Origin of the sequence: uncultured Modestobacter sp. (assembly GCF_947486615.1) — a bacterium.
Classification (GTDB): domain Bacteria; phylum Actinomycetota; class Actinomycetes; order Mycobacteriales; family Geodermatophilaceae; genus Modestobacter.
The window spans coordinates 46,679-58,680 of sequence record NZ_CANKUD010000004.1; the positions used below are offsets into that span (position 1 = coordinate 46,679).

At 74.2% G+C, this 12,002-nt stretch carries 9 protein-coding genes; 4 read left to right on the forward strand and 5 right to left on the reverse strand.

All coding sequences use genetic code 11. The features are described from left to right. Positions 1–201: 201 nt before the first annotated feature. Positions 202–1,032 carry a hemolysin III family protein gene (locus Q1A09_RS08845; protein ID WP_299953708.1) on the reverse strand — a complete coding sequence of 277 codons (831 nt, stop codon included), beginning with the start codon at positions 1,030–1,032 and terminating at the stop codon, positions 202–204. Positions 1,033–1,157: 125 nt separating this feature from the next. Here Q1A09_RS08845 and Q1A09_RS08850 point away from each other — a divergent pair, with 125 nt between their 5' ends. The 4 genes from Q1A09_RS08850 (at position 1,158) to Q1A09_RS08865 (ending at position 5,091) form a co-directional block, all read left to right on the forward strand. Continuing rightward, the gene (locus tag Q1A09_RS08850) at positions 1,158–1,937 is read left to right on the forward strand and encodes an isoprenyl transferase (protein WP_299953711.1); all 780 of its coding nucleotides are present in this window, start codon (positions 1,158–1,160) and stop codon (positions 1,935–1,937) included. A 132-nt stretch (positions 1,938–2,069) separates the two neighbouring features. Continuing rightward, positions 2,070–3,287 (forward strand): DUF885 domain-containing protein, encoded by a 1,218-nt coding sequence (locus tag Q1A09_RS08855; protein WP_299953714.1) that lies wholly within the window; start codon positions 2,070–2,072, stop codon positions 3,285–3,287. 3 nt (positions 3,288–3,290) lie between these two features. After that, positions 3,291–3,488 carry a hypothetical protein gene (locus Q1A09_RS08860; RefSeq protein WP_299953717.1) on the forward strand — a complete coding sequence of 66 codons (198 nt, stop codon included), beginning with the start codon at positions 3,291–3,293 and terminating at the stop codon, positions 3,486–3,488. Positions 3,489–3,795: 307 nt separating this feature from the next. Continuing rightward, on the forward strand, positions 3,796–5,091 hold the full coding sequence (locus Q1A09_RS08865; protein ID WP_299953720.1) for a PhoH family protein: 1,296 nt from the start codon (positions 3,796–3,798) through the stop codon (positions 5,089–5,091). Between the two features lie 113 nt (positions 5,092–5,204). On the opposite strand, the gene Q1A09_RS08870 is transcribed toward Q1A09_RS08865, so the two are convergent. The 4 genes from Q1A09_RS08870 to Q1A09_RS08885 form a co-directional block, all read right to left on the reverse strand. Next, on the reverse strand, positions 5,205–5,453 hold the full coding sequence (locus tag Q1A09_RS08870) for a hypothetical protein (RefSeq protein WP_299953722.1): 249 nt from the start codon (positions 5,451–5,453) through the stop codon (positions 5,205–5,207). Then, the gene (locus tag Q1A09_RS08875; RefSeq protein ID WP_299953724.1) at positions 5,450–8,647 is read right to left on the reverse strand and encodes a hypothetical protein; all 3,198 of its coding nucleotides are present in this window, start codon (positions 8,645–8,647) and stop codon (positions 5,450–5,452) included. Before Q1A09_RS08875 ends, Q1A09_RS08870 begins: the two co-directional genes overlap by 4 nt. After that, positions 8,628–10,673, reverse strand: coding sequence for a flagellar biosynthesis protein FlhA (gene flhA, locus Q1A09_RS08880; protein ID WP_299953726.1), 2,046 nt, complete (start codon positions 10,671–10,673; stop codon positions 8,628–8,630). Before flhA ends, Q1A09_RS08875 begins: the two co-directional genes overlap by 20 nt. 195 nt (positions 10,674–10,868) lie before the next feature. Next, entirely contained in the window at positions 10,869–12,002 is a 1,134-nt protein-coding gene (locus Q1A09_RS08885) for a flagellar biosynthesis protein FlhB (RefSeq protein ID WP_299953727.1), read from the reverse strand.

Consider the following 12,002-nt stretch of genomic DNA (forward strand, 5'->3'; position numbering starts at 1 on the left):
CCCCGGCCGCAGGCCGTCCGCCCGAGCGGGGGCCCGGAGGGTCCCCCGAGAGCGGACTCGATCGGCGGCCGACATGGACGGACCGCGGACCGGAGGTCCGCAGTGCGACGACGTCGCGGGGCCGCAGGCTCCCGACGCCGTCGCACGAAACGGCTCAGCGACCCCGGGGCACGGCTCGTGGCCGCGGTGTGATCCGGAGGATCACGATATGAACGGCGAGTTGTACAGGGCGAAGTACACCGCGATGTAGTGGCAGGTAGCGGCCACGATGGTCATCGCGTGGAACACCTCGTGGTAGCCGAACGTGCCCGGCCAGGGGTTGGGGCGCTTGCTGGCGTAGGCGAGGGCGCCGACGCTGTAGAGCACGCCGCCGACGGCCATCAGCACCAGCACGGTCACCCCGACCAACTGCAGGATGTCGACCAGCACGAAGACCGCAGCCCAGCCGAGCGCCAGGTAGATCGGCACGCCGAGCCAGCGCGGTGCGGTCGGCCAGACCATCTTGAGCGCGACGCCGAGGGCGGCGCCCAGCCAGACCGTGCCCAGCAGCCACCAGCCGGTGGGTTCCGGCACGGCGAGGAGCGCGAACGGCGTGTAGGTGCCGGCGATGAAGATGAAGATCATCGAGTGGTCGGCGCGCTTCATCAGCTTCCAGCCGCGCGGTGACCACCGGCGCCGGTGGTAGGCCGCGCTGATCCCGAACAGGCCGAGGATGGTCAGGCAGTAGACGGTGACCGACCAGCCGGCCCGCGGGCTCTCGACGAAGGCCAGCGGGATGAGCACCGCGGCGGCCACGATCGAGCCGAAGAAGGCGAACAGGTGCAGCCAGCCGCGCATCCGCGGCCGGGTGTCGGGGTGGGTGAAGTCGGAGTCGCCGTAGTCGGCGAGGGCCCAGTCGCCGTCCCGCTCCACCGCCTGGACGTGCTCGCCCTCGGCGTGGACCGCGTCGACGCCCTCCCGGGCGGGAGCCTGCAGCTCGGCGCCGTCGGCGGTGATGCGGACGTGGTCCTCGCGGTCTGAGGAGACGCTCATGGACCGAGGTTACGGAGGCGTAGGTACCGCCGTCACCCGGAACCGGCTGTGAGGTTGCCGCCGAGTCCGCGACGCGGTCGGCGCCGCAGCCAGCCGGTCGGTGGCTGGGCACCTAGGGTGACGGCGTGGGGGTGCGCGCGCGGGTCCGGGACGCACTGACCGTCCTCTACGAGCGCCGGCTGGCCCGAGGGCTGGTGGGTGCCGACACGCCGCGCCACGTGGGCGTGATCATCGACGGCAACCGGCGCTGGGCGAAGGCGATCGGGCTGGAGGACGTCAGCGAGGGGCACCGGCGCGGGGCGGACAAGATCGCCGACCTGCTGTCCTGGTGTGACGAGGCCGGGGTGGAGGTGGTCACCCTCTTCCTGCTGTCCACCGACAACCTGACCCGGCCCGAGCCGGAGCTGACCCCGTTGCTGCGGATCATCGAGGGCGTGGCCTGCGACCTGGCCGGCCCGGACCGGCGCTGGCACCTGCGGGCGGTCGGCGCACTGGAGCTGCTGCCCGAGGAGACGGTCGCCGTGCTGACCCGGGCCGAGCGGGACACCCGGGACCGTCCTGGTGCGACGGTGAACCTGGCGGTCGGCTACGGCGGCCGGCGGGAGATCGCCGACGCCGTCCGGTCGCTGCTGACCGAGCACGTCGAGCGGGGCACGACGCTGCCGGAGCTGATCGAGGTGCTGGACGTGGAGCACATCGCCGAGCACCTCTACACCCGCGGGCAGCCCGACCCCGACCTGGTGATCCGGACCAGCGGCGAGCAGCGGCTGTCGGGCTTCCTCACCTGGCAGACGGCGCACTCGGAGTTCTACTTCACCGACGTGTACTGGCCGGAGTTCCGCCGGGTCGACTTCCTGCGGGCGCTGCGCGCCTACGCCGCCCGGCACCGTCGCTTCGGCAGCTGACCGCCGACCGGCGGACCAGCAGAACGGCGGCCATGTTGGCGAACATGGCCGCTGAGGGACGGTGGAACGGCGGCCATGTTGGCGAACATGGCCGCTGGGGGACGGCGGAACGGCGGCTGGGAGACTGCGGGCATGGCAGCCGGCGCGGTCGACGTCCCCCTGGAGTACGTGCGGCTGGGGCTGCGCTTCGACCGGCTGGAGCCCGGTTTCGTCGACGCCTACACCGGCGATCCGCGGCTGCGGGCACAGGTCGCCGACGAGCCGGCGCCGAGCCCGCAGCGGCTGCGGGACCAGGCGCGCGGCCTGCTCGCCGAGCTCGACTCGGCGTCCCTGCCGGCCGACCGCACCGCCTACCTGCGCGGTCAGCTGACCGGTCTGGAGTGCAGCGCCCGCAAGCTGGGTGGCGAGCCGGTCGGGTTCATCGCGGAGGTGGAGGCCTACTTCCAGGTGTCGGTGACCCTGGGCGACCCGGCCGAGTACGCCGCCGCGCACGCGGAGCTCGACCGGCTGCTGCCCGGCAGCGGCACGCTGGCCGAGCGCTATGCGGTGCACCGGCGCCGGGAGGAGTGCCCGCCGCAGCGGCTGGAGGCCGCGGTGCACGCGCTGTCCTCGGCGCTGCGCGACCGGGTGCGCGGGCAGTACGGCCTGCCGGAGGTCGAGACGGTGCGGTACGAGGTGGTCACCGACAAGCCGTGGTCGGGGTTCAACTACTACGAGGGCGCCTACCGGTCGCGGGTGGCGATCAACGCCGACCTGCCGCACCGGCTCGGTCAGCTGCCGCACCTGGTGGCGCACGAGTCCTACCCCGGGCACCACACCGAGCACTGCCGCAAGGAGCGGGGGCTGGTCGAGCGCGACCAGCACCTGGAGCACACCGTGTTCCTGGTGAACACCCCGGAGTGCCTGATGGCCGAGGGGCTGGCCGACCTCGGCGTGGAGGCGTCGATCGGCGCCGGGTGGGGGCCGTGGGCGGCCGACGTCCTCGGTGACCTCGGGCTGCGGTTCGACGGGCACCTGGCCGAGCGGATCGCCGCGGCCGCGGCACCGCTGAACCGGGTGCGCCAGGACGCCGCGATCCTGCTGCACGACCGCGGCGCCGACCCCGACGTGGTCATCGCCCACCTGCAGCGCTGGGGGCTGGTCAGCCACGACCGGGCCGTGCAGCAGCTGCGCTTCCTCACCGACCCGCTGTGGCGGGCCTACATCTCCACCTACGTCGAGGGCTTCGACCTGCTCGCTGCCTGGCTCGCCGCGCGGCCGGCCGAGCAGTCGGTGGCCGACCGCTTCCTCCGCCTGCTGGACGAGCCGCTGACCCCGGCGGTGGTCACCGCCGAGCTCGCCGGCGCCTGACCCGTGCCGGACGACGGGACGCCGGACGAGCGGCGGCTGCTGGGCCTGTGGACGGCGGGCTGGCTGGCGGTGCTGCTGCTGGTCGGTCTGCTGTGGTTGGGTGACCTCTCCCTGCAGTGGCCCGTGCTGCTGGTGCCGCTGGTCTGGGCGCTGGTGGCTGCCCGCCGCCGCCCCCGGGAGCGGCCGCCGGCCGGCAGCTGACGCGGTCGGCCCCGTCGCGCGACGACGGGGCCGCTCGTCCGGGGCGCGACGTTTCCGGCAGGAGTCCAGCTGGCGAACGGCGCACCACTGGTCACCCGATCGCGTGTCGGACGCGTGCTTTCGTCGGTGGGGCGGCCTAGCGTCCGAGGTGGAGGACGGGCTCACCCCGCCCTCCACGGGAGGCCCGGTTGGTGCGACGGAGATCGTTCACCAAGGGGGCCGCGTCCTGGCCCCAGCGCCGGGACCCGGCCACCTTCGAACCGGGGCGCGCCCTGTCACCAGGGTGTGGCCCCTTGGGAGCCGACTCGTGAGCACTCGCCGTACCTACGTCCTCGACACCTCCGTGCTCCTCTCCGACCCCGGCGCGCTGCTGCGCTTCGACGAGCACGACGTGGTCGTCCCGCTCGTCGTCATCGGTGAGCTCGAGGACAAGCGCGACCACCCGGAACTGGGCTGGTTCGCCCGGCAGACCCTCCGCAAGCTCGACGACCTGCGGATCGAGCACGGCCGGCTCGACGCCCCGGTGCCGGTCGGTGACCAGGGCGGCACGCTGCACGTCGAGCTGAACCACAGCGACCCGTCGGTGCTGCCGGCCGGCTTCCGCAACGACAGCAACGACAGCCGGATCATGGTCGTCGCGCTGAACCTGCGCGCGGAGGGCCGCGACGTCTGCCTGGTGACCAAGGACGTGCCGCTGCGGGTGAAGGCGGCCGCGATCGGCCTGGCGACCGACGAGTACCGCGGACTGGGCGTGGTCGACGCCGGCTGGACCGGGATGACCGAGCTGTCGCTGGAGGACGAGGAGATCCGCGAGCTCTACGACGCCGGGACGGCGTTCCTGCCCGCCGCGGCCGAGCTGCCCACGCACACCGGGCTGGTGCTGCTGTCCTCCCGCGGGTCGGCGCTGGGCCGGGTGACGCCGGACAAGCACGTGCGGCTGGTCCGCGGTGACCGGGACGCCTTCGGCCTGCACGGCCGCTCCGCCGAGCAGCGCATCGCCCTGGACCTGCTGCTCGACCCCGAGATCGGCATCGTCTCCATGGGCGGCCGGGCGGGCACCGGCAAGTCGGCGCTGGCGCTGTGCGCGGGGCTGGAGTCGGTGATGGAGCGCCGGGCGCACAAGAAGGTCGTGATCTTCCGGCCGCTGTACGCCGTGGGTGGCCAGGAGCTCGGCTACCTGCCCGGCAGCGAGGGCGAGAAGATGGCGCCCTGGGCACAGGCGGTCTTCGACACCCTCGGCGCCCTGGTCTCCTCCGACGTGCTCGAGGAGATCATCGCCCGCGGCCTGATCGAGGTGCTGCCGCTGACCCACATCCGGGGGCGCTCGCTGCACGACTCGTTCGTGATCGTCGACGAGGCGCAGTCCCTGGAGCGGGGCGTCCTGCTCACCGTGCTCTCGCGGCTGGGCACCAACTCCCGGGTCGTGCTGACCCACGACGTCGCGCAGCGGGACAACCTGCGGGTCGGCCGGCACGACGGGGTGACCGCGGTGATCGAGGCGCTCAAGGGCCACCCGCTGTTCGCCCACGTCACGCTGACCCGCTCCGAGCGGTCGCCGATCGCGGCGCTGGTCACCGAGATGCTGGAGGACCTGCCGCTCTGACCGGCGTGCGCCCAGGGGCGCGCGTCCCGCAGCACTGAACGACCAGGGCCCCGCCGTCCAGCTGGACGGCGGGGCCCTGTCGGTCAGGAGGTGGTCGGTCAGGAGGTGGTCGGTCAGGAACTGCTCGGCTGGCCGGCGGGTTCCGTCGGGTCCGTCGCCGCCGGGGTGGCGGTCGGCTGCGGCTTCGGGGGCGTGCTGGCCCAGCGGATCAGCGCGACCGCCGCCCAGCCGGCGGCCAGACACCACGGCAGCCGGGTGATCACCTCGTCCGCGGTGAGGTCACCGCGCAGCGCCAGCAGGAACAGCGGCACCGCCAGCACGAAGGCGGTCAGCACGACGTCCCGGCGGAACGGGCTGGTCACGCGTCCATCTCCTCCAGGCGCTCACAGAGCAGCGACGCCCAGCGGTGGGCGGTGGCCCGGGCGCCGTCGACGAGGGCGACCGGCACCGACACGTGTCCGAGCACGGCGGCGGGGTCGGCGGTGGAGTCGGTGTCCTGGACGACGACCGCGTCCAGCCGGGGCAGCGCGTCCAGCCACGGGACGAGGTCCTCGGGCTTGCGGGTGGAGTCCATGACCGCCCACACGGCCGCCGGGGTCCAGACCGAGAGCATGTGCTCCAGCCACGGCCCACCGGCGGTGCGCAGCGGCGCGTCGACGGCGACGATGGTGATCGTGCCGCGGGAGCCGCTGGTGCGGCGTCGCTCGGCGGCGGTCTCCAGCGAGGTGATCCGGCTGCTCTCCGGAGCCAGCCCGGCCAGTGCACCGGAGGCGGCCCACTGGACGTCCTCGGGCTCCAGCCGGAGCGAGAAGGCCAGCGACCGGGCGGCGGCCAGGGTCTCGGCGCCGGGGCCGACGACCATGAGCACCTCGCCGGCCTCGGCGGGCACCTCCGGCGCCGCCGGCAGACGCTCGGCCAGCGTCCGGGTCAGGGCCGCGTAGACCCCCCGGCCGGCGGCGTCCATGGCGAAGTCGGCGTCCAGCAGCGAGTGGGGGAGGCCCAGGGTGAGCAGCTGACCGACGAGCTCCTCGGGACCGGTCACCGGGTAGGGCGCCAGCTCCTTGGACGGTGCCGGGACCAGCCGGGTGACCGTGGCCAGCCGGGTGCCGGTCTCGGCGGCGGCCGGCAGCGCGCTGGGCGCCGGCGCGGCGGCCACCGGCAGCGGGGCGACCCGCGGGCGGCCGGTCAGCGGGGGACGGCTGGCCGGCACCGGCGGCCGCGACCGGCGGACCGGCGGGACACCCGGGCGCGTGGCGAGCAGCGGGGGCAGGCCGTTCGCCGTGCCGAACCGCGACGGCGGCATCAGCGACAGCGGCGGCAGGACGGTCGTGGCGTCCATCGGCAGGGGGGCGGGGTCGCTGGCGGTGCGGGCCAGGGCGGGCGCGACCGACCTGGGCAGCACGAAGCGCTCGGCCGGTGCCTCGACCGGGCGCGGGGCCACGCGCCGGAGGTCCTCGGCCGGGGCGTCGTCCACGAGGACGGCGTCCACCACGAGGTCCTGCGCGGCAGCCACCTGCGCCGCGCGCTGGGCGACCCGCGCGTCGGCGCCGAGGACGTCGATGCGGTGGGCGCCGGTGTCGTAGGCACTGGGCTGCGACCCGGTGGCCGCGTAGGCCCAGGGGCGCGGCACGTCGCGGACCTGGTTCACGACCGAGGGGATGGCGGGGGCCGCGGGCCCGGCGGCAGCGGCGCCGACGACCGCACCGGCGGTCACGCCGGCGACGGTGTCCTGGTCGTCCTGCGCGCCGGCCTCGGGGAAGCGGTGCCGGCCACGACCGGTCCCGTTGGCTGCCAGCACCTCCTCGAGCAGGTCGGCGAGCTCCTCGTCGGCGGAACGGACCGACTCGACCATGGACAGCGCCGGCACGTCGTCGACCGGCTCGGCGGCGGCGGCCGGCTCGGTCTCGGCGGCAGCGGCCTCAGCGGTGATCCGCTCGGCCTCAGCGGTGATCCGCTCGGCCTCGGCGGTGATCCGCCGGGCCTCCCGGCGCTCTGCCTCGGCCTGGGCAGCCTTGACCCGCTCTGCCTCGACCCGCTCTGCCTCGACCCGGGCGGCAGCGGCCTCGGCGGCGATCCGCTCGGCTGCCGCGGCGATGCGCTCGGCCTCCAGACGCTCGGCCTCCAGGCGCTCGGCCTCGATCCGGGCCGCCTCGACCCGGGCGGCCTCGGCAGCAGCGGCGGCGGCCTCGACGGCGACGCGTTCGGCTTCGAGGCGGGCGGCCTCGACCCGGGCGGCCTCGACCCGGGCGGCCTCAGCGGCGACTCGCGCAGCCTCGGCAGCCGCGGCCTCAGCCGCGACGCGGGCGGCCTCGGCGCGGGCGGCCTCAGCGGCGACTCGCGCAGCCTCGGTAGCCGCGGCCTCAGCCGCGATGCGCTCGGCTTCGATGCGCTCGGCTTCGATGCGCTCGGCTTCGATGCGGGCGGCCTCGGCGGCGATTCGCGCAGCCTCGGTAGCCGCGGCCTCGGCGGCGATGCGCTCGGCTTCGATGCGCTCGGCTTCGATGCGCTCGGCCTCGATGCGCTCTGCCTCGAGCCGCGCAGCCTCCTGACGCGCGGCCTCGACCTGCTCGGCCTCGATGCGGGCAGCCTCGGCGGCGGCCGCGGCCTCGGCTGCGGCCTGGATCCGGGCGGCCTGGGTGCGGGCGGCCTGGGCCCGGGCGGCCTCGGCGGCGGCCGCGTCGATCCGCGCTGCGGCGAGCCGGGCGGCGTCGGCGGCAGCAGCCTCGACCGCCGCGGCCTGGTCGGCGGCAGCGTCCGCGGCGGCCGCGTCGGCAGCGGCCGCCTCGGCGGCCGCGTCCTCGGCCGCGGCGTCGGCGGCGGCCTGGACCGGGCTGGAGCTCACCATGCGGGTGAGTGCAGCGGCGAACGGGGACGGGGAGGCCGGCTCGTCCGCGGCCGGCTCGTCGGCGGTGGTGCGGGGGGCGTGCAGCTCGTCCGCCGACAGCATCAGCGTGTGCCGGGCCGGGGTGAACGGCTTCGCCGCGGTGCCCCGCGGTCCGGCCGGGGCGGCCGCCGGGCGTGCGGTCCGGGGGGCGGCGGCGATCCGGGCGGCCGCGGCGGCGGCGGAGTGCGTGGGGACCGACTCGCGGGGCGATGCGGCGGACCGCGCCGGGGCAGCGGCCGCGCGGGCGGTGGCCCTGCGGACGGGGGCTGCGCTGCGCACGGGCGCCTCGTCGTCGGCGAGGAGGGACCGCGCGGGCGTGGCCCGGCCGTACATCTCCACGTCCGGCGTCGGCTGGCCGGCGGCGCCGAGCAGGTCGGCGAGCTCCTGCATGCGGTCGTCGAGCGACGGGGCGGCGGGCGCGGCGGCTCCGGCGGCCTTCAGCACACCGGCTCCGGCGTCCTTCAGCCCGGCACCGCCGGTGCTGCCGGTCGGTGCCGCGGTGCCGGCCGGCACCTCGACCTCGGCGATGAACCGCTCGTTGGTGAAGAAGCCGAACATGCCGCCGGAGCGGATGCGGCGGACCCCGACGACCCGGGCGGTGGGACCGAACTGCTCGCGTGCGGCGGCGATCGCCTCGTCACGCGTGGCGGCCTCAACGGATTGCGACGGCACCGCTCACCACTCCCAGGGACTCGATCTGTGCCGTGCGGGACACCTCGTTGTAGGAGATGACCGGCAGGCGGGGCAGGACCTGGCGGACCAGGCGGGACAGGGCGGCTCGCACCTGCGGCGAGCAGACGAGCACGGGGGAGAGGTTCAGCCGTTCGGCGTCCTCGAGGATGTCGGTGCAGCCGCGGACCAGCAGGTCGACGGTGTGCCCGTCGAGGGCCAGCACCTGGCCCCCCTCGGTCTGCCGGACGGACTCCAGCAGCCGCTGCTCGAACGAGGGCTCGAGGGTGATGACGTGCAGCCGCTCGTCGTCGGTGACGTGCGGGTGGCTGATCGCGGCACCGAGGGCGGCGCGGGCCGCCTCCACCAGGCCGTCGAGGTCGGTGGAGACCTTGGCGCGCAGCGACAGGGCCTCGAAGATGCGCACCAGGTCGCGGATGGAGACGCCCTCGTCGAGCAGCGCCTGCAGCACCTGCTGCACCTGGCCCAGGCTGAGCAGCGTCGGGGTCAGCTCCTCGACCACCGCCGGGTGCGAGCGCCGGACCATCTCGACCAGCACCTTGACGTCCTCGCGGCCCAGCAGCGCGGAGGCGTTCTGCCGGACGACCTCGGCCAGGTGCGTGGTGATCACCGAGGAACGGTCGACCACGGTCGCGCCGGCCATCTCGGCCTGCCGCTGCAGCTCGGCGGGCACCCACTTGGCGGCCAGGCCGAAGACCGGCTCGCGGGTGGCCTTGCCGGGCAGCCCGTCGAGGTGGTCACCGATCGCCAGCACCGTCCCGGCCGGGGAGGTGCCCTTGGCGGCGGGGACGCCGTTGAGCCAGATGACGTACTGCGAAGCGGGCAGGTCGAGGTTGTCGCGGGTGCGCACCAGCGGGATGACCAGACCGGTCTCCATGGCGACCTTGCGGCGCAGGGCCTTCACCCGGTCCAGCAGGTCGCCGCCGCGGGCGGTGTCGACCAGCTCGACGAGGTCGAAGGCGACCTCCAGCTCCAGCGGGTCCACCCGCATCCGGTCGGCGATCGCCTCCGGGGAGTCCGGCTGCGGTTCGGCGGCGGTCAGCTGGGCGGCGGGGCTGTCGTCGTCGTCCTCCTCGACCCGGTCGGTGAGCCGGGTGGAGATGAACAGGGTCAGACCACCGATGAGCAGGAACGGCAGCTTGGGCAGGCCGGGGATCAGGCACAGCGCGAGCGCGGCGATGCCGGCGATCCGCACCGGCTGCTTGTTCCGGGACAGCTGGCTGATCAGGTCCGAGCCCATGTCGCCCTGGGAGGCGGAGCGGGTGACGATCAGGCCGGTCGCGGTGGAGATCAGCAGGGCCGGGATCTGCGAGACCAGGCCATCGCCGACCGACAGCAGCGAGTAGGTGGAGATCGCCTCGGCCGGGGCCATGCCCTTCTGCATCATGCCGATCGCGAAGCCACCGATCAGGTTGATCAGCGTCACGATGATCGCGGCGATGGCGTCGCCCTTGACGAACTTGCTGGCGCCGTCCATCGAGCCGTAGAAGTCGGCCTCGGAGGTGACCTCCTGGCGCCGCTTGCGGGCCTGCTTCTCGTTGATCAGACCGGCGTTCAGGTCGGCGTCGATGGCCATCTGCTTGCCGGGCATCGCGTCGAGGGTGAAGCGGGCGCCGACCTCGGCGACGCGGCCGGCACCGTTGGTGATGACGACGAACTGGATGATCGTGAGGATCACGAAGATCACCAGGCCGACGATCAGCGAGCCGCCGATGACGAAGTGGCCGAACGCCTCGATGACCTTGCCGGCGTATCCGTCGGTGAGCACCAGCCGGGTCGAGGAGACGTTCAGCGCCAGCCGCATCAGCGTCGCGATCAGCACCAGGGACGGGAAGATCGCGAAGTCCAGCGGTCGCTTGATGTTCATCGAGACCAGCAGGATCAGCAGCGACCCGACGATGTTCAGGGCGAGCAGCACGTCCAGCACGGGCGCCGGCAGCGGCACGACGAGCATCAGGACGATGGACACGACCCCGATGGGGACGGCGGCCTTCGTCAGCTTTCCCACGGGCCCTCGTTCCTGTGCGGTCGTCCTCCGGCGGTGCGCCGGGGCGCTCCCTCAGGGACCTTCTCGGCAGCCCGGGGAACGGTCCGTACCGCGGCGGGGACGACGGCAGCCCGCCAGCCCCGTCCGTCACAACAGCTCCGGCCGCCCCGTCAGCGGGGGGTCGGAGTGGACGGCGGGGTCGGTGGGGAGCAGGGATCAGCGGCGCCGACCCGCCTTGGGGAGCCCGTCGAGGGCGGGCGCCTCGAAGCCCGGCCGGTGCATGCCGCCGCGGACGCCGCGGGCGGACAGGTGCATGACGAAGGCCAGCACCCGGGCGACGGCGGTGAACAGCTGGGCGGGCACCTCCTGGCCGATCTCGCAGGAGCCGTGCAGCGCACGGGCCAGCGGGATGTCCTGGACCATCGGGACCCGGCACTCCTCGGCCCGGGAGCGCAGCTTCGCCGCCACCTCGCCGGCGCCCTTGGCGACCACCCGGGGGGCGCCCTTCATCGGGTCGTACTTCAGCGCGACGGCGACGTGGGTGGGGTTGACCAGCAGGACGTCGGCGTCGGCGATCTCGGACATCATCCGGTTGCGCGACATCGCCATCTGGGTGGCCCGGCGCTGGGCCTTCATGTGCGGGTCGCCCTCGGACTGCTTGTGCTCCTGCTTGATCTCGTACTGGCTCATCTTGAGCTGCTTCATCATCTTGTGCCGGACCACCAGGTAGTCGGCGATGGCGATGACCAGTCCGGTGATGCCGACGACCCGGAACATCAGCACCGCGGAGTCGGTGAAGGCGCGGGTCACCTCGCCCAGGGGCATGGCGCCGGAGGCGGCGACCAGTTCCTGGGCCTTGCCGGAGGTGACGATGATGACCGCGGCGAGCGCGACGGTCTTGATGATCGCCTTGGTCGCCTCCCAGAGGCCCTGGGTGCCGAACATCCGCTTGATGCCGGGGAAGGGGTTGAGCTTCTTCAGCGTCGGCTTCATCGCCTTCGTGGCGAGGGTGACCCCGCCCTGACCGGCCGAGGCCAGGGTGCCGATCAGCATCATGGCCAGCGCCATCGGCAGCAGGACCGTCATGAAGGCCATCAACGCCTGGCCCAGCAGCGCGGACAGGATCGCCGGCTCCGGGTTGTCGGCGACGCTCCCGATCTGGATGAACAGCTGCTGGATCTCCTCGAACGCGTTGCCGACCAGCATCGGCAGCAGCACGCTCGCGGCAGCCGCGCCCAGCCAGGTGCCCAGCTCCTGGGTCCGCGGGATCTGGCCTTCCTTGCGGGCCTTCTTGAGCTTCTGCGGTGTCGGCTTCTCGGTCTTCTCCCCGCCGGGACCGTCCTTCGCCAT

Bases quoted from the DNA above. Each gene is read 5' to 3' on its own strand.
- Q1A09_RS08845 (WP_299953708.1), bottom strand. From the start codon at position 1,032: ATGAGCGTCTCCTCAGACCGCGAGGACCACGTCCGCATCACCGCCGAC.
- Q1A09_RS08855 (WP_299953714.1), top strand. From the start codon at position 2,070: ATGGCAGCCGGCGCGGTCGACGTCCCCCTGGAGTACGTGCGGCTGGGG.
- Q1A09_RS08885 (WP_299953727.1), bottom strand. From the start codon at position 12,002: ATGGCGAAGGACGGTCCCGGCGGGGAGAAGACCGAGAAGCCGACACCG.